Genomic DNA, 23272 nt, shown 5'->3' with positions numbered 1-23272 from the left:
ATAAGTTACTTATAAGTTAATTGTAAGTTGAAATCAGTTAGTTATTGTCTAATGTTAAATTAGTGAGTAATATACGAACCAAAATCATCCCGGTTTGATTTGTTTCCATGATAGAAAACAGTATCGCCCTCAATTAAGTTGAAATGGTTTCCATATGCATCTACAATTTTATTTTGGAAGCCTTCCATTAACCATTGATTTAGATATTTCTCTTTGTTTGCACCTTCTCCCACTGTCTGATTCATCATCGGTGCATGAATATATTGCAAATGAGGTTCCTTTAGATTGCCATCTCGAATCGATTCAATATTAAAATTAACAATAATAAAACCATCTGGATCACTGTTTTGCAAAAATACCGTTGACTTATCATCTAAAGTCCCATATCGTCCAAGGTTTGTCCCCTTTTTTACGATATACGGAGCAGCAGGCAAGCTATATTCCCCATACCAACGCTGTACAGCGACATTGGCTCTCATTTGATTGACTGAGGCTGGCATCGTGTTATTCAAATACCAATCTTTAGGACCTATCATCGTTCCAAGCTGTCTTGGCAATAACAACAAGCTATAGCTTCCAATTGGTGTTTTTTGTTTGCTTTGTTTATTAATAAAACGATCGATATAGGACTCTTTTGTTAATCCTGCTACTTTACCTCCCTGCTTAATTTCAGTTTCGTATTGATATTCATATTTAGCACTATCTATCAATTCTTGTACTGGAACATTTCTTAGTCGCTCATTCAAAATCGTATATCTTTGTACAACATCTTGCTTAGAGCCTATTTTCACAAAAGGCTTCTGATCAGTGCTATAATATAAATCTACGTCACCATAGTCCTTCCCTGTTTTACTGGCATAACGGAATTGCGGCGTGATCAGTATTCCATCCTGTTGGCCAAACATATTTCCTTTTGTTTTTAGATCAAATTTAAAGTGATACCCTGTTTTAATGACTGCATTTTTATAACCTTGTAATGGATGACTACCAGGATAAATGGACAACATGTAAGGACTACTATTCCCTCTACGATCTCCATCAATATTTTTATCACCAATCCAATAGGAAATCCCTGTTCGTTCACTGCTTCCCACTGCGACTCTGAATACACGCTCCCAGTTATAATCAGCAACATCTGTAATGTGAAAATCATATAGTCGCCCAATGACCTCAACTGCCACCTCATCTGCCGCAACATGATTGACTAAATCTAGGTTGGCATCATATTGATAAGGTAAATGATCTGGTGCATTTTCAGCAATATTGCGGAAGTAAACCTGATAATCTCCTTCATCTACCCATACAGGTAAGAAAAAGGTAGTTTCTAGTTGCTCCACTGGAATATCAATCCATGTATCTTTAGGATGAAAGATAGTTTGGGTTGCATCATACACATCAAATGGAAACCGAACCTGCTTCGTTTTAAAATATTTAGCGTAATCACGATTCCCATAACCAGGATAACTACTTTCCGGTAAATGTTGTCCTGAGGTTGGGATTCTTACCACAAACGGTCGTTCTAAAATTAAAGCTGAGCGCTTTAAATTTGGATTACTTTTCTGGTTATGACGTTGGTCATCAGAAACGGCCGAAAAATTCACAACAGGTGTATGCATTGTCACTGGATTTATATTTGGAATGGAAAAGGATTCATTTTTCCCTCCCCCAATATTACCTGATAATAAGTTATAGCTTATGATCCCCGTTGTAGGTTGATTTGCTTTATTAGTAAGTGAATTGCTAATTGTGAGTTGATTTTGATAAAGTACGTCTTGATGAATGATAGACGGTTTGGGGATGGAGCTTGGTGTAGGTGTTGTAGTGGTGGCTTCCTGATCGTCCATAATCGTATCGCCATTAAAATTAACATAGTCATTTTTCACTTTGTTTTCTTCAATGGATTCCTCAGCTTTAGCTTTAAATTCAGGCATATAGTTAGGTAATGGGGGTTCGTTATATCCACCTGGCACATCTTGTTCACCTAAATCAATTTGATCACATGGTGAAGGAATAACATGATCTTCTACTTTTTTACTATGCAGTGAGGCTACTCTTGGTGGATCATACCCCTCAGGACTCAGTGTAACGCTTCCACCCATCCCACCTAGAGCATAATTGGAAAGAATCGCATTATTTATCCCATATACTTCTAAATTGTCAATTTGCCAATAGCGATAATCTCTTTTTACTTTGATTGTTTCTTTTTTATGTTCGATTTTTGTCCTTGGAATATCTGGAGTTCCATGATCATCTTTTGTTGGTGGCTTCCCTTTTCTAGTCCATGTCTTAATAAATGTTTTTAGTACATCTATATCATAAGAGACGTCTCCCCTCATATTTACCCAGTTTTGTCGAAATAAATATTCATTAGCGAATACATTACCATACAGATTCTCCGAGGTTGGTATCCCCATAAGGACATTAAACTGCTCACTACCTCGAATATCCGCTTTTAGTACCGCTGTAGCAGAAGGGTCCATTACTTTGTCTGGCATGGTCTGACCTTTAGTTGGTGTGTTAATTTTGATTTGACATTTTCCTGGAGGTTTATTAGGTGGTGGCACTTCTCCAAGAATATATGTCATAACTATATCTGTACCACCTGGATAGATCATAAAGTTCCAATCTCTATGTTGAGCATCCTTAAAAAGGATCTCTGTTTCATTATTGTATATTGTTGGTTTTAAAAAGGATTCCAGAAGGGGCACTTTTTGTCCATTATAATCAAACTCCGCTGGTACCTCGTAATTAATGTCAACAAATAGCTTATACTTTTTTATCTCTTTTGAATCTATATATACTTCTTGACCATTTCTATCTAACACACGTGTAATAATATTAAATGGATGGTCTTCATTATCTGGAATGTCAATGTCATAATAATTTTCAAGATCCTTAGGATTAGCCCAGCTCTCAGCGCCTTTTATGCACGATAATTTATAGCATGGCCCTTTCCTTAATGTACCAGCAGGGTAATTATATGATTCTAATACTGCATGGAAGTAAAAAGATGGGGTTCGATCCTGTAATGTCTTAAAAATTTCATTAACAACAGCACGTTCAAGTGTATATGTTGACATGAATTCTTCGCCTGGTTTTGGATTTGGAGGATCCTTATCTACCCTTCCTTTAGTATCATAACCAACCTTTATATAATTTGTTGGCTCACATTCAGTTTTGTTAGGTGAACAAGATGATCTTGTGGTAACCATCCAATCCACTGTACGGAATCTAATTTTTGATGAGGCCTTATGAGACATAACTTCAATTTTTAAGTTTCCAGTTCCGTCTTCAAAGTAGATATTAGCCTTTTCAGCATAGGCTTTCAAATTAAGATTAAAGCTTACAATAAGAAATAAAACAAAGCTTACAACAACAAATTTAACTGCTTTTTTTATCTTCATTTAACAGTAATAGCTCCTTTTTAGAAGATATATTAGTTACTGTCATTGTTTTGGTTTATAGCTTGCTTCCTTGAATAAAGAGGCTAGTACCGCTACTTTAGCACGAGATAAATCTCCAACTGCCCCATATTCAGCGGTAGTTAATGATATATTCGAATATCCTTCATATTCAACATTTTTTTTAATTTTTATTTTACTTTTCCAGTCTTCATAAAATATCGCTTTTTTGGGATCTTCAAAGCTGGAAACTTTAAATGTAAAATGTACACGCATATAACTAGGCCCATCCAAGAATACGATTGAAGGTTCTGCCTTTACAGTACCAACAATTTTAACCTTATTCTCTTTTGCTTCTTTAATATAATTAGCTACATCCTTACTCAGTGCAGCTGATTTATTCATCACAGAAGTCAATTTGTTTCCCCACTGTTCATCTAGTGTTGTATAGTCTACATTTACTATCTGATAAACGAATTGTTCTACATATTCTGCCCATTTATCTATATCTTCCTTTTTATAGCCGTCTAGTTTTAAAAACTGAATTGGAGTGAGATTTGAATTATAGCTTTTGTAATCATGCTTCAAATCATATAACTCATTAGGTGCATCGGCTAATATATAAGGAAAATCTTTATAGTTTTTAGGTAAATTAGTTGTTCTAATTGCTCTACCCCATGGGTCTTTAGGTGCGTTTTTTACTTGCTCTGCTGTTGATAATGCTTTATCATCAACGGGGAGTTTTTCGCCTTCGCTTATTTTCAACACTCGCTCTATAATTGTGATGGCTTGTGCACGAGTGGTTTTTCCTTCTGGACTTAGCTTCCCATCCCCAGTTCCGCTAATCAGCCCTTTTTGCACTGCAACGTACATCTCATCGTTATCATTGCTCTCTGTACTAATCGCTCTAACAGCCATTTTAGCCATTTCTTGACGTGTGATCGGCCCTGTCCATTGTTCAGCTTTATACTCTCCTGATTTATAAATTCCTTTATTTTCTGCTACCGTAATATATGGGCTATACCACGCTTGGCCTTGCCCAGCAGACTCAACCGTTTCCTTCTGTGCTAAAATTAACATTTTTAAAAATTCAGCTCTTGTTACAAATTGATTGGGATTAAACTTGCCATTAGATGAAGCACTTATGTATCCTTGTTCAAAGGCTTGCTTAATACTTACTTCCCCCCAATGACCTTGAATATCTGTAAAGGGCGATTCTTGAGCTTTAGATTCTTGAGTTTTTACACTCTCACTAGCTTCAGTAGTTGCTTGTTGATCTGTAACTGATTCTGCCAATGCCATCGGTATTCCTGAACCGCTTAGTAATAAAGAAGCTATCATGATGGCTGATATACTACGTTTATTCATTTTATACACTCCTGTTCTATTCTCTTTATCATACTGAGGAACCATATATAGGAAAATATTATCATATTCAAAGTGTTTATTTTGTCGATTTATGTAAATAATTATTATTTTTATGTAATTGTTTAAAAATGTACAAAAAAGATCGAACACTAGTACTTTGTACTCTACATTCGACCTTTTAAAATTTTATTATTGATCTCATTTCTTAATTTACTGAGTTGAGTTCAAATCATTTTCTATGTCGTTGTGCTTCTCTTGCCGCTCGCTTCTGATCTCTTCTTTCTTGTTCCTCTCTTGCTCTACGACGATCCTCCTCCATATCTGCTTGACGAAATGCTTCTGCAATTCGTTCTAATTGCTCCGCAAAACCCACTAATTTCTGTACCGCTTTTGTCATCTTTTCCTCTGTTGGCTTAAACTCCATCTTAAATCGATCAGATGCTTTACCCTTCCACACGAATCCTTCCATCTTGCTTTGAATTTTTTGAGATTCCCTTGCAATGGCTTGACTATTTGAACGGACTTTTCTAGCCAAGTTTTTTAACTCATATACATCTGCTTGAATTGGCATCATTTACCCCTCCCTTGCACTACTAAAATTCTTACAGGCTATGTCCTTACTTTACGTGTTCTAATTAATTGAAGTTACATGAGCACCCATCAGCCTAGCTTACTCATTTATCCTGAATATGTGCTCTCATCTACAACCTTAAATCGCTCTGCAATGGCATTAAGCTCTTCACCAACCTGCTGTAGTACTGTAGAGACACTGGTTAATTGCTGATCTGCATCTTGATAAGCTTGATGGAACCGCTCTTTCGTATTCCCTTCCCACTGACCATTGAGTCCTTCAATAAGTCCTTTTAATTCTTCCGCCATGGCTATGTTTTTCTCACTACAAGCTATAAACTTTTTACCGATATCATTTAAATGATCAGGATCAATTTTGATTCGTTTGCTCATTTCTACACCCCCTCTACAACTAGATCAAATTGTGCTGCAAACTTCACTAATCTGTCCCATATCAAATCAGGATTGTATGCGGATAGCTCCATCTTTGTTTCCTTGTCTACATCAAGCTTGGTTTCTCTAGCTAAGTACAACTCCTCGCCACATTGAACATAGTGATACCCCTCATGCTCCCATGCTTCACCACACACATTCCAAAAGATCATACTGCCTATACGCTCTCTCTCTGCAAAGACTTGTACCACACGCTCTGCTTCTACTTGATTTAAACTCGTTCCCCCTTGGGATTGCAGCAAAGCCAATTGCTTTTCTTCCCCTAACCCTTTCCAATGTGTCCAGTTACACTTAGTTAATGTTTGTTTAAATGTACGATTAGAGCGTAAGGTTAAAGGGAAAAAGCCACGTAACGCATCCATTGTTCCAAGTGGATCAGATACTGGCGTTACCTGTACTTCACCTGATTCGCCATAAAGTACTTCCACAACTAATTTAGGATGAAAATATAAGAAACCTGTATAGTCATCTCCGCCTACAACCTGCTTACTCAATTGCACTACCTGCGAGCTCCCTGTGATCGCTAAGCATAATGCTAACGCTTCATTCATATCGGTGTAGTTAGCTTTTTCCTCTTGTTTCTCTTTATTTTCTTGACCTTGGTTCATCTTCAGCCAACCCTTGTTCACTAAGCCGGCTTGAATTTCACTATATTCCTCCTCAAGCTCTTCCATTAAATAGCCTTTATAAGGGTCGCTATACCCTGCGATCTTTGATAACCCTAACATTTGTGTTAAAAAGAAAAATTCCTTATTTGTCATTTCATACGTTAAACTTTCTGTTTCCATTCTCCTTCACTCCTTATAATCTAGCCATCAATATCACGACATTAGGATAATACTTATATTGTTAAGTAAAACATGCAAATATTTACTTAGATTAATAGATTTTAAAAATAGTAAAAAAAGACTAAACCACTCTTCTGGTCTAGTCTTTATCGATGAAAATATAAAATTAGCTTTGTTGGTCTGCCATTCTAAAGCGTTCAGCAATTTTCTTCAAATCTTCTCCAACTGTCTTTAGCATCTCAATATATTGCTCTATTTTTTTCTTATCTTCTTCATAACGTTGGAAAAAGCTTTGTTGAGTCATCCCTTCCCATTGCCCTTGCATATTATTAATTGCGTTAGTAAGACTATTTGAAATTTCTTGACTTTGCTGTGCACCTGATGTAAATTGACCTGCTATTCTGTCCATTTCCTCTGGAGTAATTAAAATTTTAGCCATGATAATAACCTCCTAAATTAGAAAAAAATAACTTTTATAGTCTTATAGTAATAGACATATAGTTTTAAATCAATGTGCACATTTGAACTTTTTGTAACTTTTTACACTATTATCAAAATTCCCAAATCTAAATTGAAACTTTTGTAGCATATTGAATATTTTCTATATCACTAATTTGTAATGATAATTGATCAGCACCATTTGCAAAGGCATGGGCCACCTTCACCTTGGTCAGCTTACGCTTAATATAAAACCCTTGTCCTGAAGGTAACACCTTCCCACTTTGATCATAAGGAATTTTAATATTAAATAACTGTGCCTCATTTAAATCAGTTGTTCCCAGCAACCAACCAATTTGAGCAGCTTTAATTTCCTTCATCCATGCATCCCAGTTTTGATTTAGTTCATTTGCACCACCAGCAGCAACGATAACAACACCACATTCTTGTCCATATCGAGTAATATACTCAAGATGCTCCGTTAAAGTATAAGCACCTGATATTCGTTTAGCCATCACATCTGTATCATCAATTAACAGCAACAAAGTCGAGGCTTCTTCTCCAGTAATACGTTCTTGTGTTCTTCGTTGCACTTCATTTCGCAGCTGTTGAAGCATATTTTCTAGTGATGTATCATCAGTCGCATACCCTTTAACATGAGGCACCTCACTAAGTAAACCTAAACCTGGTGTTGAGCGACGATAGTCACACATATAGATTTCTAGTTGATCCGGCGAATAATTTTTTGCAGACATTAAAGCAATCGTCATTAGCAAGGAGGTTTTACCCGATTCCATTCTACCTCCAATCATGAAATACGGACCATCCTCATAGTTCCAGTTAAATACAGCTAGTTCATCTACAGTAAGACCCACAGGAATGCTCGTCTCATCAACTTGCTCAGCCAACTCCAAGTCCCACATTTCCTGTAAAGGAACGACATCAGGCAAAATACGAATTTCTTTTGGCTTATTTCCATGCCAACGTTCATCCATACTTTGAAAATCAATGCGTAGCTGACGTGCACGTGCAGACTCACTTTCGGCTGCAATCGGTAGAGCTGTATGGAACTCAAACGGAGGAAGATTTCCTTTTACATACCCTCTTCCCTCTGGAAGTTGTCCAGGCACAGCACCTAAACGACCAACAGCATAATGGTAATCTCCACTATCAGCTAGCTGATAAGATATCGCATTGGGGAAGTTACTTTTTATCTTATCCATAATATCTGATACTCTATTAACGGTTAGAATAAAATAGATGCCCATACTTGCGCCTTCACGCATCAAAATTTCTGCTTTTTCATGTGCAAGTTCATATTGATTTTTAAAGCTTAAGTAACCATCAATAATAATCACAATCGCAGGAAGCTTTGATTTTGTTTCTTCACAATAGGAAAGTCTTGATTTAACCCCAATCTCAGCAAATAAACCTTTGCGATAACGGAGTTGCTCTTCTAGGAAGTGGAACAATCTACCAACCTTTTCTTCTTGGTCATCCTGAATGACATCTCCAACATGTGGAAGTAAAGCATAGTCTCTTAGCATGCGGCCAAAGTCTAATGCATAAATGTGCACATCATCCGGTGTTGTAGAATGAGTTAAGGAATATAACAAGGTTTGAATAAAGGTGGTTTTTCCAGTACCTGGCATACCAAATACGATCCAGTGCCCTGATTCAATATCTATATACAATGGGAATTGAGTTTGATTAGCAACATCATCCACAAGTCCTACCTTCGGATAAAGGATTTTTGTAGGCATGGAAGATAGCGGACTAAAATCACCATCTCCAAGCTCATCCAAAATAAGCTCACGAGGTAATGGCTCCAACCAAGGACCAGGCAATCTGTGTATCCCTCTCATTTGAGCTTGCTGTGCAATATGCTTAATTAGCACACCTAACTGCTTTTCTTCTAACCCATCATCATTACTTTTCTTCACAAGTTGAGGGGCAAGTGGATCTTTTAATTTCACCTTTGATCCATCCAGTTCAATTGTGTATAAATTAATATCATCACTGATTTGAGCTTGTCCAGGACGATATGGCGCACCACTCCATGCAAACTGCACAGCTTCAAACAATTCATTACTCCCCACCTGTAAATAACCTCGTCCAGGGTTAGTAATATAAGCGGCATCAGGAATTTTTAACATTTCTCTACTATCTGCTTCATCCTGTACACGTAGACATACACGATATCTGGAGTTACTCCAAATTTTATCATCCACGACTCCACCTGGCTTTTGTGTAGCTAGTAATAAGTGAACACCTAATGTACGGCCAATAGCAGCAATACTAACTAGCTCACTCATAAATTCAGGCTGATCCTTTTTAAGCTGCGCAAACTCGTCAATGACGATAAATAAATGAGGAAGTGGTTCCTTATCGCGCCATGCTGTTTTGTAATACTCATCAATATGCTGGACATTACCAGCTGCAACAAACAATTTTTGACGACGTTTTAGTTCTGCTTTTAAGGACACTTTAGAACGCTCTATCAAGCCTTCTTCTTCTAGATTCGTGATAGTAGCAATTACATGGGGTAAATCCGCGAACGTATTGGACATCCCACCACCCTTATAGTCAATTAACATAAGTGCTAAATCATGTGGGTGATATTGCACCGCAAGCGAAGCAATCATTGATTGAATTACTTCACTTTTACCTGAACCCGTCGTACCTGCCATCAAACCATGTGGTCCATGACCTTTTCTCTCAATTTTGTCATGAAGGTTTAAATATACTGGCTTGCTCCCCCCACGTACACCTACTGGGAATGGGAGTGTATTAGGATAACGATGTTCTTGCCATAGCTCTGTTATTTTAAGTTCGTTCGTGGTTTCAATATTAAAAAGTTGGAATAAAGTCAGTACATTAATAATTTCATCTGCCGCATGTGATTTTACCCGATAAGGGGCCATGCTTCTAGCAAAATGCTGTGCTTGGGTTAAGCTCATCACATCACTTTGAAAACGTTGAACATAGTTTGTTTTCTTTTTGCTATCTTCCTGTGATAAACCAGTTACACTCGTAGAACGCATAATACCTTCACCGTCTTTTAACTCCACGACAAGCTGACATTCCTTAGGTAACTCGTCTCGACTTTGAGCCATTACAAACGTACAAGTATCTACCATATGTGCTTGCTTAAGTAACAACGGTAAAATTGGCTCGTACTCTAGCATCTCAGCATGAGGAAGGAAAGTAACATAAAAAGGCAAACTACGTTCCCGCTTATTTTCTGTCCGCCACATTCTACGCTGGAGAATTGTAAACAATTGTTCAAGCATTGCGGCATGATCAGAGCCCTCTGTAAAAATACTTCTACGCTTCCTACCCTCATCCCAAATATGAGGAAGCCATCTTACCCAATCCCACATCGGATGCTGCATCCGATTTAAAAACACGGCAAGCTTAACCTCATCTGGAGAATGCCCTGTACAAATTTGTGTAATTACACTCCTACAGAAGCTTTGTATCTCCTCTTCTTCACCCACGATGCCAACAACGCGATAACGATCCAAATCCATCAATGCAGGAACGTTAGCAATGGTTGAAAAACGATCAGCTAATTCAATCGCCTTTGCAACTAAAGGGTCCTTATCTAATCCCTCTTGCTTGGGTGCCTTAATATCAAAACCACTTGGAACTGTTCCAATCCCTGTGCGAACAGCTAAAAAGTCATCATCTTGAGGAATACGCTCCCATATAGAGGCGGCACGATCCTTCAGCATTTGAATACAAAATTGAGGCTCCATATGGCTTCGATGCCAGTTAAGTACTTGCTCGTTTTTCCAAGCTTGCATTTGGGTACGTTTTTCATCAAGATGCTCATCATATTGTCTTGCTCTTTTCTTAAGTTTAGCTCGGTGTTTATTTTTTTGTTGAAAATGCACCAATACTGGAATGAAATATGACGCTACCATTGTGCACAATGAAATAATCTGTACTGTCGCATAGCGGCTATTACCAGTGCTACTATAGAAGGACATCATTGCTACTGAACCTGCAACTGTGACCATAATAGGCACCATAATCGATATTAAATTTAATGCAGGGGGTTCCGGTACAGAAGGAGGACGAATCAATTCTACTGTTTCATGAGCAGGGTCCTCTAAAATTCTAGGTGATCTTTTGTAATAAAAAAATGACACATCCATCACTCACTTCCAAAGTACATTAAACTATCATTTGAACTATCATTTGAACAATCATTAAACTGTCATAGAATTATTATGGTTTTACGCATTCCGCGGGAAAATAACCAGCTTTTGCTGCATCCTTTTTATGATCAAAAATTTCTACAGGCTGATACGGAACAGTACACCGTGATTGATAATAATACTTATAACCTGTTGCAGGATCGACTCCTCCATGGATCGATGATTTCTTAACAAGCCTCCCCCCACCAAATGCATAATTGTTATAAATCTGATCGCCTACTGGAATTCCTTGTATAAAGGCAAATATACCAACATCATTAATAGTATTAACCCACTCCTCTTCAGGAATGAGCGGCAGTTTAAAATTGTAATGTACCCCATAGTGGGTGTTGTACTCATTATGTTTATTAATATAGTAGGCTAAATCTTTCTGAATACTTTTTACAATGGTGCTTCTGCGCTGTGTTTCAAAATTGCTAGAATTTTTTAATAATGCAATATTGGTTGTATCTTTAATATCCTTTAAAAGTCCCTTTACCCACTTTTTACTGGTCGCATCATAAGCAAATAAATAGTCATCTAATGTAAAGTTAATACTATTGCCTTGTTCATCCGCAAAGGCATAAGGTTTCTTAGGTCCCCACATATGCTTATAATTCAGTTGTCCCTGTGCATCTCTATATTCCGTTACCGCATAAATATAGTATCCGTCATAATCAAGCACTAAAATAGCAGGTACATAACTCGCTAAAGCTCCTTGCCCTACGCGATTATGGGTAACATCAAAGCTCAAATATAACGTTCTAAAGAAAGCATCAATCGCCATGTCTTTATTGGCTTTCACATATTTAAAAGATTCATAGCTTGATTCATATTGCTGCATCTCATTTGAGCTTAGTGCAATTCCAGCATCCTGTACTGCTGTGCGAAGGGCAAATGTATATTCCCGATTCAATGTCTCAGCAACCTTAGCCTGAGAAGTATGGAAATCTAAAATCAAAAAAAATGGAATGAAAATACATACAAATAAAATTGCCCAATTAGTCATCCTCATTAATAATCATTCCCCCGTAAGGGATATACAGTGTTGTATTGCTCCCTGTATTGCCACCTGTAAAAAAGTCTCGTAAAATTGTTGCCATGGTACGATTAATATTTTTAACCTTTACTGTAAAAAAGTCACCTACTGACATTGGATCTGCTTTTATGCCTGAATAATTTGTGCCTATTGTCGGGTATCTGCCTGCTGAATTTTTGTCACTAGGAAAAAGAGCATTCATAATCTCTTCCGTATAATGTCCGTTAAAATAAATATCAAAGTTATTATCGAATGTTGAGCTCGGATTACTAGGGTCAGCATATAGCGGATTATATCTTTTATGCATATGCTCCATTTGCACATCATATTGATTTCCCGTTGCGCCAAGCTTACGATTAAATTCATTGTACATTTGTGGCGTAATATAGCCTTTAGTACGAACTGCATCAACAAACTCAGTCACAGCGCCATGAACGACTAACTCTGTTAATTCATCCTGACGCTGTGCCTGCTGATACAGAGGGTAACCAAACAATAAAACAACGGCAATTAGCACTGCGATGACTTTGGATAAGGAAAATTCCATTTGTCCACCTTCTAGGAAAAAACAATAGTTTGCAAAACACCTTTTTGATCACGTAAATAAGAAACTTTATACAGTCTCTTTAAATCAATGCCAGTTACATCTGTTGTTTCAATATCTAAATAACGATTAAAAACCTGAGCATCTACCTTAATATCTACATTTAATCTGTTAATTTGATAAATGCTCTGTAATACCTCAGCCCCTGTATAATACTCTTCTTGATTCACCTCAAGACTAGTATATATACGACGTTCTTCTAATTGAGAAGCTTTATAATAGACTTCCAGCGTCTTTTCTTGACTAGTTATACTTTGTACCGCAAAAATGCTAGCTACTACGAAAATAAAAATTTCCGCTGTGAGGAACCACATATTTTCTAAATTTTCGTTCATAATGTGCTCCTATTTAGTAGAATTACTGTTATTGTTGTTCAAAAATTATACCGCGAATCATACTATTTTGATCTCTGACAATAGTTGATTTAAATTTTCCACTAGGGTTAATATATTCTGGTTCAGATTGATTCTCAGCCTTAGTTAAAATTAAATTCTTTTTATCATCAGCATTACTGATTTGCCAATTATCTCCATTTTTACTGAACTCATTACCATAAAATGAAGTTGCTTTTTTTCCTGTTGTCACTCTAATCCCAAATTGTTCTAAATTCATATATTGTCTTACTGCATTCAACACCTGACTTCCAGATAATGTTGTATTGTTATACGTATTAAATTCTGTATCAGATAGCTGTGTAGTAATGGATGCCATCTTTGTTTGCCCTTGCTTGGCTGCATCTTGAGAAGATATTGTAATAATCACCACAATTGTTATTAACATGATGGTTAAAAAGATACCTGCTGCTACTCGAATACCAACGCCAGTATTTTCTTCCATACTTATTCATCTCCCTTAAATATTCATATTTTATAATTTAATTTTTAACCTCGTCCCTATAGCTTAAGTGATAAAACTTTATATGCTTTGCATTTGGATTGATAGCTGACCAAGCTGATTAAATGACATATATAGAAATGGAAATACTAAATATAATCCAATTAACAATGCAGCTGGTGTCCAGCCTATCAGTTTACCCCAAGAAACCTTTTTGCGGATAAGTCGCTCTAAGCGTTCCTTTTTTTGCTCGCTAAAATACTCACGTTCCATTTCCAAATCATCAAACGCTTCATGAATCGTAATTTTATCCACTGCTTGTCCTAGTCTTCTAACAATTCGCACAAAAGAATCAAAAGGCGCTTCAATCATCAAGTTACTTAGTGCTTCTTCAGACCCACTATCAAAGTTTAGCAAGCAGCGTTGTAATGCCGGTTTGAAAATAATACCGTAACGCTCCATCCATTCTAAAATCGTCTCTACTGAAATTCGTTCGAATTCTGATAAAATTGAAATAAGAACATGGAATTGATCAACTTCATTTTGCATTTCCAATGCACGCATACGTCTCTGAAATTGTAAAATCCATAGCGGCAAATAATAGCCAGTAACAGCTAGCGCAATTGCGAAAGCTAATTCATACCAGTTAAAATATTCGCCATTAATCTGTTTGATTTTCCCATCAATCCGATTAACTGTAGCAATGTGGGCGACATCGGTTAATGGAACCTCAGCATGTTGTCGAACATACTTACTAATAGCATCCCAGCTTGTATCTCCCTCCTTCTTTACCTCCTCCATTACCTTGTTATCAAACTCAGTTAGCTTGTTTGCTTCCTTAAGTTCTGCCTCATTCATATATCCAAGAATGCTAACCTGTTCCTTCGTTGGATTATGATAAACGTTATATACTGCCTGAAAATGAAGAAATACAGAGAGCACAATAACCGCTATAAATCCAGCTATACATACAAAAATTCGATGAATGTAAAACCACTCTATACGTAACGGTGAATTCGCCTCCTTAAGTAGCAAATTCATCCGATAATGCTTACTTGTTTGTACAGCAGGTACGATCTGATCAATAATCCACTTGACTGGCCGCCACGTATACACTTTTTTTTCCCATTGCCGCTTTGGCGCTTTTGGAACATATTTAGCTTCATCATTTTCAGCTAGCTTACGAATCAATACGTAACTAATAACAGAAATAGCATATATGCCAAGTCTGATTAGAAAACCAAGCTTACTCTGATAAAACTCTTTTGTAATCGGGAAATAATTTTCAGCCCAACGTACCAATGGAAATGAGATCAGAATCGGTGATAAAGCGATCATCGTCATCCCACCTAAGCGATAACGCAACTTTTGTCTGCGCATTAAGTCATATCTAATCTCTTGGACAAGCTTGTTAATAGAATTCAGGTAAATCGATCCTTTATTAATAGTTCGATCACCATACTCTAGGATTAGATGAGCGATACCCGAAAAAACCTTTAAATATCGATTGGGAGCTACTGCATAATAGCTTTCTAATTCTTTTTCAGGTTCATGTGAGATTAATATTTCATGAATACGCTCAACCTGTAGTTTAATTTCATGTGGTGAAGCTTCCGCAGCTTGATAAACGGCCTCATCTACCATTTTTAGCTCTTGATAACAATGTCGGTGATCCTCTAGAAATTGTGCAAATTGTTTTAAGAGCTTATCTTCGATTCGATTTACGAATATATCGATAATTAATTCATTTAAAACTAAAGCAGCCAAAATCCCAAAAAATACTGCCATCCAGCTTTGGCTTAATATACCTAATAAAATGATTGATCCACTAGCAAGACCTAATGACCAAAGTGTAATCCGTATTGTTTCTTTGCGAAGTGTAAATTCATCATACGTATTAACGGCAATTAAGCGTTTGCGAATTGTTAAAATTTGTTTTTTAAAGATAGGGACCTTGATAAGCTGAATATAACATTTTTGATAAAAAACCATTACCGCAGCAGGGACTTTTCGTTTAGTGCTTCCAATCGTCCACACACTGCCAAAATTTCTACGTCGCTTTCGCTCTTTTGCAATCATGTAGATTAAAAAAGAACCAGAGAGCAGGATTGCTGAACCACATAATAGCAATACCCATAACCACTTATCCATGGCGTTCACCCCAATACTGCTCTAAAAAGCCTTTAAATTGAATACGATCCTCTTCATTCATATTAAAAAGCATGGCCTCAATCTTTTGCTTAGAAATTGGCTTAGCAACAACATATTTGCCTTCACGATATTCAATAATATTGTGTGCAACCCAAACTCTACCATTACTTCGCCGATAGGCTTCCCTTTGTAGATGAATTAATGCATCTAGCTTATGCTCCAAAGTATCTCCTGCTGCAATATCTGCATCACCTTCAAGCAATGCGGATTCATAAGTAACAGGAATGATTTCTGTTATTCTTTCAATATATCGTCTACCATCCTGCTCTTTACGCATATGAATATCCCATTTTACTGCATTCACAACCTGCTCTTCTGCTATACGTTCATTTTGGAATACACCTGTTTTTAGCAAAGAGTTACGTAATGACCATATTAATTCCCTGACTGATGTTGCATGGTGTGTAAAAATCGTAAATAAGCTTGCTACCTGAGACATTTGGATCATCCAAGCCGCAACAGGATCTGTTGCAACCTCACCTAAAATGTTCACTGCACCATCTGTTTTTTTCTGTAGATCTAGACCAGCTTGCCCCGAAATCGTATCCGTTTCTCGAAATGCTAACGAGTTTCTTTCCGGATATAAACGCCTTAAATGAAGCTCAAAGGTCATTTCCTGAATACGCAATGTCAATGTAGCGTATATATATTTGACTGCCGCCATAATAAGCGAGGTTTTACCTGAACCCTGTGGGCCTGTAAAGGCGACAACTTGAGCCCCTTTCATTAAATACTTAATCATTTCACGGGGGATTTCCGCATTTTCTCCACTTGAAGGTGAAATTAATTTTTCCAGCGTCATATTAGGCAAATCAAACTTACGAACAAAAAAAGCCCAGCTTTCCGAAAATGGGGGTCTCACAACAACAACCCGAGAACCATCCTTCATTTCGTTGACAATAAATCCATTACTTTCAGTTAATTGCCCAGGATTGTTGTATTTATAAATGTTTTGACATACCCGCTTTAACTCAAGTTCTGTTTCAAAACTAAGGAAGGACAGATGAATGGATTTTCCTCGAAAAAATATCCATATGCTTTGGTGCCCGGCAAATCTAGATTGCTTCATGCCCTGCATTAATTCCATTTCGTCTTCAACAATTTGCATTGAAGCAGGAATGCCTGATACTCCACCCGATACACCATCAATTGCCATATCTCGAATTTCATCAATCACACCAAAACCCTTATATTTGGAATAAATACGCTGAACGATAATCATAAGCTTATCTCTAAATTCAAGTGTGTTATGTATTTCTTTGTTGTAAATTTTATCGATTTCTTCAGCAGTAATGACGTAGGAGTTTGTTGTACCTTCTTCAATATATGTTTTAGTCACATCAAGATTATATTTATCAATTAACTTTGTTAGGGCCTGAAAGCCATGTTGCTGTTTATAGTAATGTAGCAAAATATCAAATTTATCTCTGGAAGTTAACCGATCGGCATCATGAAACGGGATAATATAATCGATATTTTTTGCATTTAACTCATATTTACGCTCCAGCAAATCATAGATATATTGCTTTAAAAATATTTTTTCCTTAATGTCACCATTTGTTGCGTTTTTCATTGCATTGCGTAAATCAGCAACTACAGCTTGACGTCTTAAATATTCCTCGCCTGAAAAACCCATGTCTAATAAAGAATTATTTACGAATTCATTTATTGTAGTTTTGACATATTGTAAAATTTGGTCTAAATCATATCTTTCTAAATCGTCATTATTTCTAGGTTTATTGACATGTGGTTTACGTCTTAGTGTTACAAATAAAAACACTAAAAGTCCTACTAAAAGCAACATAATAATGAGAATATTAATACTATAGGGTACCCTCATTATTGTAGCCTTCTTTCTTCATATTGCTTCGGATTAAGTCCGACCTCTTCCAAGATTACATTAGAAATTTTTTGAACCTGACTAAAAAACTTAAAATTAAGATTTCCTTTCTGAATGTGTCGGTGTTTGATATAGAAGTTTTTAAGATCACCATCATTCATAGCATCTCTGTAGCCAGTATTATATGGAAGAGCTAATAATTTACCTTTGAATTTATATTTAGAAGCAATATTTCTTAGTTTATATTTCGACTCCTCATCATATTGTCCCAGTAAAACAAGGTGCGGAATACGGGATAACGACTCTGGCTTGAATTGCTGTTTAAAATATTTATCCAATATGTTTATATTTTGATTTAAGCAAACGACGACTAAATCTGAGGTTTCAATCGTTTCTAACGCAAGCTTACTGCCAAGACCACTATGGACGTCTAGTAATACCATCTCATAATATTGTTGTGCTGTATCAAAAATAATATTAAGAGCATCGTTAGAATTTTCAAATTGAAGCTTATCTAATCTTTTTGTTCCTTCTAAGAGATCAAAACCTTGATCTAAAATTAATGCATGGTTTTTTATCGTGTCGCGTTCCAGCTTATTACTTCGAACTGCTCTTTCTAATGCATCAATACCTGTTCCAGAAAACTCATGAATTTGTCTATTATACGGATTGATTGCTTTAAAAAAGCATTGTTCTAACGTAGTATCCGCCATTTGAGGTTGTGACAATAAAATTCTCATTTGATACTCAAACCCAAGCCACGCTGCTATTGCCGCAGTATTACTCGTTGTACCTAAGCCATGCTGAACGCCCCAAAAAGATACCTTAGCCATAAAATCATCTCCTTTCTAGCTGTCTCCACCACTGGCGAACATCATTGAAGTTTAAATCAACAAGTGAAGCAGCTAATTGGATCAATACTTTCTTGTATTCCTTAGATAATCTAGATACATCGAGTTTTGCTCTTCCTTGATTGTTGATTCTAGCTGTAATATCTCGTTCATCTGGATAATAAACCAATGTATCCGACCATGTAATCGGAAGCTTTTCATAAACAGTATCTAAATAATCTTCATGAAATGTTTGTCCTGCCTCACAAATCAATCTAGTAAATGGAATTTGATCCTCTATTTTTTCCCCATCAAATAAGGCTTCAAGTAATACTAGATTTCTTTGAATTTCCCTATTATCATAGGTTGTTACTAGCACATAATGATTCACACCATACCATTCATTGATAGATTTAGAATCATCAAGATCAATAAAAATGTAATCGTAACTCTCATCTGTATTTGCAATTATCTCTTCTAATTGATTTTTATCCGCTACACGCTCAGTAATATCAAATAAATCATGTTGATTAATACTTGCGTCCATCTCTAATCTCGGAAAGGTATGTTCATAGTTATGATGCTTAGTAGCATCTACTAGTAAAACCTTAAATTTTAAAGCTACAAGGTTAGAAATATAAAACAATAAATCTGTTTTATCGGTCATACCTATAAATAAAATTTGTTTCATACTGCACCTTCCTAGTTTCACCTTTATCTCTTTATCTATTTTTATTTATGATCTTTAAAAATGTTATCAGGGTTTGGTTTTACTTCATTTTGATTCGAATTAAATAACGAGTTTTGCTCAGAAGTATTATTTTGCTGCTCTCCGTTATAATTACTTACCCCAGCATTATTTTGTTCCTCTGCAGTTTTACCACTTAAATACTTTTGTCTTTCTTCATCTGTCATCGATTTCATGTCACTCTCAAGCTTTTCTCTTGCTTTTTTTTCTAAATACATTGTTGCAACATTGACTATATTAGGATCACTAGAGATAAGCTCCTGCACCTTCAGATTAGGTGGATATGTGATGATAGCTTGTGTTTGTAAATAAGGTTCAACATAACTTAATGCGTAAATAGTTGCATCTTGAAGATAAGCATCAACAATAGCACTTGACATAGTCAATATTTCTTTTTCATTCATGTGATACCAAATCGTTTGGTTATTCAAATCCTCAACCTTTTTCTTGGATAATACGATAAAGTCTTGACCTGTAGGAAACTTAATCCGAACATCAACAAAATCATTTTTAAATAGCTTCATCGGAAGCTGGATGAGTCTAAACTCCTGATTCCGCAAATCATCAGGGGTAATTCCCTCTTCATACAACATATTTTTTGTAACCAAAGCATTTTTATCTAGATCGATTTTCATATATTTACCAACCGCGTCTTGCAGGTTTGCAAAGTTTTTTGGGACAGCTACCTTAGGTAGTGAAACGGTAACTAAATCCTGTTCTTTTAAAATTTCTCCTGCCCGATAATCTGCATTCAAGACTGTAACAGTCTCTTTTTCCTGATTTAATTGCTTCTCAGCAACAGATAGCTTATTTTCTAATTCAACAATATTCATTTCATATTTACTTTGTAGTTTACTAACGTATAAATACCCGCCTCCTAAAGTTAAAAGTAGAACAATAGTCCCGCCGATTGCCCCCGCTAACAGCAATTGCTTTTGCCGCAGCCGTATTTTTGACATGAATAAATCTCCTCTCACTCAAAAAAAACTACTAATTACCTATTGATTTCTATATTTAGGAAAATTATAGCATATAATAATATTGAAAAATATACATTTATATATTTTTTTGTATTTTTAGTTCTTTTTTAGATTAATTTTGAAAGTTTTTATCAAAAAATGACTCTTAACTCAAAATGCAATTTATATTAAACTGAAAAAGAAATTTATTCTAATAGTTTCTTGTTACTTTTGAATTAGTTTCTTATTACTTTAAAACTAGCAATATAGTTAAAATAATAATTACAATAACGCAACCACCAATAACTCCATAAATCCAACCTTTATTTTGTTGCGACCTTTTTTTGATACCTAAATAAGGCTTCATAATTTTGGAAAGCATTGAATCGCTATCACCTTGTGTTCGATAAGGATCTGCATGGGCTGGAATCGAAAACACTAAATTACCTGGCAACAATTTACGAATATCATTCACACTCTGACTGCCAATAAAAGGGATACAATAAAACCAGTTAGATTGATCAAGCTTTTGATATTTTTCTCGAAATCTTCTAATCTTATTTTGCCTCCACTCACTTCCTCCACCTAAAATAAACTGAGCATTTGCTCTAAAAAACTCCTCGCTCCAATCGCTTTCTTCACAGCCACCGATATCTAAAATCAAGTAATCATACCCCTTAGCAATTAATGCACTCATATCTTTGTCATGATTACTTTTATAATAAGTAACTCCATTTATGCTAAATTGGGTTGTAGGATTGTTATAGTCCTTGATCCCTTCATAAGCATTTTCAACCTGTGCGAAATCATTAGAGCCATTTGCCTCTACTAAAGCAACTGTATAACCTTTGCGGTTTAAATAATTAGCAATCATAATACTAAAATGTGTACAGCCAAGCTTCGTTTCGACTCCCATTACAGCCACTACAATCGTGCCAATAATGCGCTCCTGTACTAAAATTTTTTCTTGGAAAGGAAGATCCGGCAACTCCAAGTTCATTGCGTCTGTTGAATCATTATGACTATTACCTTGAATTTTAGAAGTATAGCGATAAATCTTATCTTGGATGCGATCCATTTCTATGTTACTTTCATCTGGATCTTTTTCCTTTTCAGGTAAAGGCTGACCTTGCTGTGTGTTTTGTGGCAATAGCGTTGTTAATGCTTTAGATACCGCTTTAATTGAAGTACCTGGCTCTGTACTAATAACTTTAATGCCTTGCTCTCCTAATTGGCGCACAAAGCCATCTTCGTTATGTCGATCTAAGGCTATAACAATAATAGGTGTATCATAGCGAAGTAGTCGATATTGGCGGATTCCTTCTAAAATAAATGCAGTTTCCGCACAATCCAAATCTAATATAAATGCCTCCACATGGATTTTAGCGACAGATAAGCAATGCTCAAGAAACTCTCCACCTTCAAATCTCCCTGTCTTCTCATAGCTAATATCAGCACTACCGATCGCTTTACGTACCTCTTGAACCGACCTGTTAGTAACAATAATTGCGTTCATGCCTACACCTCATCAATTTAAAATTCGACTATGATCAATATCAAAAATTTTATCCAATCCATTTTCTTTCATTCTCATAGCACCCTCTCTAGCTCTTTGTAAAAGATCATCAAGTGTTGCTCCATTTTCAATTTCCATGTAGCCAGTTGCAATCTGATTATGAATTTCGGCTTCAATATTTAATTTCAAGGAATCACATAAGTTAGGTAGCTCCATCGCAGCCTTGGTTACTAATAAAGCAACTCCCTCCTGCTCATAACGACAGGCTATACCATAGCGATCACAATATTTAAGCACAACCGGTCCAATTACCCCGAATCGATCATCTACAGGCATACCTGCATTTTTTTCTTGTGAAAAGTCAATTAAAAGATAAATGACGCCATAGGCATGTCCACGTTGCAAAAGCTGCTGTGACTGCTGAAAAAAATGTTTGCGTGTGTATAATCCCGTTACATCATCACGCGTTGAAGTATAAGCTGCCGCCTGCATAATATGAATGACTCTCTCAAAAAGTTGCATGCAGATCATATAAAATGCCATTACCATAAACAATAGACTCAGCATTAACAATAAGTTTAAATTTACCATCGTAGCTGCTGTATAAGCACCCAAACTAATTATGTAGAATACTAGTGATAGTGAATGTTTATGTGATAAGCCTTCATCAGCAAGCAGCTTGAATTTTGAATATAAAGTCACTCCACTTACAATAAACAGCAATAGCAAAGCAGGCATCGATGGAGGTAGAAACAAGGAAACTGCTGCCACAACTAACGTGCATCCCGTTCCAGCCAAATAAACGTATAACTTATCATTTCTTTTTGTATGTAACAAACGGAATAATGCAATTTGGATGACTATAAAGCCACATGTATTTAGCGATAAGAAAAACAAATAAAATGAACTAAATTTATCTGGAATGAGGACTTGACCGAGCACAGCTAATGTCGCTAAGCTTACTCCTGCAAATAAACCACTATACAGTTGTGTTTTCCACCGCATGTACATCATTCCACACATACCTAATAACACTAGAACAACTACTAATGTGGCACCATAAAGCAACCACGTTACATCCATCATGATCTTTTCCACCTTCTATTAGAATTAAATTATGTGTAATACTGTAATACATTTTAAAAAACAACTTAAAAAGGCAGGGATAGCAAGTGTCGCTCACTATTCCTGCGTTAATTTTATGCGAAATCAGTGATGTCGAATCTAAGATGACTGTTCAATTTAGATGTGTATGTAACCCTTTTGACCTATTTAAGTAAGTTGATTTAAGTTATGAACTCTCAGAAAATCGGGATAAGACCTAAGAATCATATAAGTAGGAAAATTATAACACTAATTCTCTGCGGATTTTGTCGAATTATGTAGATGGAGGTATAATTTTTTGTAATTTCTAAGAACTTTCATAAAATACTAAGATATTACTATTATTTTGTATATATTTGTAATC

Annotated in this window: 18 protein-coding genes; all 18 read right to left on the bottom strand. The window is 36.1% G+C overall.

Going from position 1 to position 23272, the window contains the following annotated elements; genetic code table 11:
- Positions 1–59: 59 nt before the first annotated feature.
- The 18 genes from ABE099_RS02420 to ABE099_RS02335 all read right to left on the bottom strand — a co-directional run bounded on the left by ABE099_RS02420 (position 60) and on the right by ABE099_RS02335 (position 22890).
- The gene (locus ABE099_RS02420) at positions 60–3404 is read right to left on the bottom strand and encodes a DUF5704 domain-containing protein (protein WP_430027020.1); all 3345 of its coding nucleotides are present in this window, start codon (positions 3402–3404) and stop codon (positions 60–62) included.
- A 42-nt stretch (positions 3405–3446) separates the two neighbouring features.
- A complete protein-coding gene (locus tag ABE099_RS02415; protein WP_430027018.1) occupies positions 3447–4919 on the bottom strand; it encodes an S-layer homology domain-containing protein in 1473 nt (490 codons plus the stop codon).
- 79 nt (positions 4920–4998) lie between these two features.
- A complete protein-coding gene (locus tag ABE099_RS02410) occupies positions 4999–5340 on the bottom strand; it encodes a WXG100 family type VII secretion target (RefSeq protein ID WP_430027016.1) in 342 nt (113 codons plus the stop codon).
- A 107-nt stretch (positions 5341–5447) separates the two neighbouring features.
- On the bottom strand, positions 5448–5732 hold the full coding sequence (locus ABE099_RS02405) for a WXG100 family type VII secretion target (protein ID WP_430027014.1): 285 nt from the start codon (positions 5730–5732) through the stop codon (positions 5448–5450).
- Positions 5733–5734: 2 nt separating this feature from the next.
- A complete protein-coding gene (locus tag ABE099_RS02400; protein WP_430027012.1) occupies positions 5735–6580 on the bottom strand; it encodes a hypothetical protein in 846 nt (281 codons plus the stop codon).
- Between the two features lie 166 nt (positions 6581–6746).
- Positions 6747–7019, bottom strand: coding sequence for a WXG100 family type VII secretion target (locus ABE099_RS02395; RefSeq protein WP_210087114.1), 273 nt, complete (start codon positions 7017–7019; stop codon positions 6747–6749).
- Between the two features lie 127 nt (positions 7020–7146).
- The gene (gene essC / locus ABE099_RS02390) at positions 7147–11181 is read right to left on the bottom strand and encodes a type VII secretion protein EssC (protein WP_430027009.1); all 4035 of its coding nucleotides are present in this window, start codon (positions 11179–11181) and stop codon (positions 7147–7149) included.
- A 73-nt stretch (positions 11182–11254) separates the two neighbouring features.
- Positions 11255–12232 carry a hypothetical protein gene (locus ABE099_RS02385; protein WP_430027007.1) on the bottom strand — a complete coding sequence of 326 codons (978 nt, stop codon included), beginning with the start codon at positions 12230–12232 and terminating at the stop codon, positions 11255–11257.
- Positions 12225–12809, bottom strand: coding sequence for a hypothetical protein (locus ABE099_RS02380; RefSeq protein ID WP_430027005.1), 585 nt, complete (start codon positions 12807–12809; stop codon positions 12225–12227). The genes ABE099_RS02385 and ABE099_RS02380 overlap by 8 nt, the downstream gene beginning before the upstream one ends.
- A gap of 11 nt (positions 12810–12820) precedes the next feature.
- Complete coding sequence (locus ABE099_RS02375) at positions 12821–13201, bottom strand: hypothetical protein (protein WP_430027003.1); 381 nt, start codon at positions 13199–13201, stop codon at positions 12821–12823.
- Positions 13202–13229: 28 nt separating this feature from the next.
- The gene (locus ABE099_RS02370) at positions 13230–13703 is read right to left on the bottom strand and encodes an ABC transporter permease (RefSeq protein ID WP_430027001.1); all 474 of its coding nucleotides are present in this window, start codon (positions 13701–13703) and stop codon (positions 13230–13232) included.
- A gap of 78 nt (positions 13704–13781) precedes the next feature.
- Entirely contained in the window at positions 13782–15851 is a 2070-nt protein-coding gene (locus ABE099_RS02365; protein WP_430026999.1) for a hypothetical protein, read from the bottom strand.
- On the bottom strand, positions 15844–17751 hold the full coding sequence (locus ABE099_RS02360; protein ID WP_430026997.1) for an ATPase, T2SS/T4P/T4SS family: 1908 nt from the start codon (positions 17749–17751) through the stop codon (positions 15844–15846). The genes ABE099_RS02365 and ABE099_RS02360 overlap by 8 nt, the downstream gene beginning before the upstream one ends.
- Positions 17751–18584: a hypothetical protein gene (locus ABE099_RS02355; RefSeq protein ID WP_430026995.1), complete on the bottom strand. Its 834-nt coding sequence runs from the start codon at positions 18582–18584 to the stop codon at positions 17751–17753. The genes ABE099_RS02360 and ABE099_RS02355 overlap by 1 nt, the downstream gene beginning before the upstream one ends.
- 4 nt (positions 18585–18588) lie before the next feature.
- The gene (locus ABE099_RS02350) at positions 18589–19272 is read right to left on the bottom strand and encodes a hypothetical protein (protein ID WP_430026993.1); all 684 of its coding nucleotides are present in this window, start codon (positions 19270–19272) and stop codon (positions 18589–18591) included.
- 41 nt (positions 19273–19313) lie between these two features.
- On the bottom strand, positions 19314–20288 hold the full coding sequence (locus ABE099_RS02345; protein WP_430026991.1) for an SAF domain-containing protein: 975 nt from the start codon (positions 20286–20288) through the stop codon (positions 19314–19316).
- A 247-nt stretch (positions 20289–20535) separates the two neighbouring features.
- On the bottom strand, positions 20536–21804 hold the full coding sequence (locus ABE099_RS02340; protein WP_430026989.1) for a hypothetical protein: 1269 nt from the start codon (positions 21802–21804) through the stop codon (positions 20536–20538).
- 12 nt (positions 21805–21816) lie between these two features.
- A complete protein-coding gene (locus ABE099_RS02335; RefSeq protein ID WP_430026987.1) occupies positions 21817–22890 on the bottom strand; it encodes a diguanylate cyclase domain-containing protein in 1074 nt (357 codons plus the stop codon).
- Between the last annotated feature and the right edge of the window lie 382 nt (positions 22891–23272).

Source organism: Paenibacillus turicensis (assembly GCF_050461185.1).
Taxonomy (GTDB): Bacteria; Bacillota; Bacilli; order Paenibacillales; family Paenibacillaceae; genus Fontibacillus; species Fontibacillus turicensis_A.
Note: the sequence above shows the minus strand (reverse complement) of the source record. Positions and strands in the feature narration are given on the sequence as shown.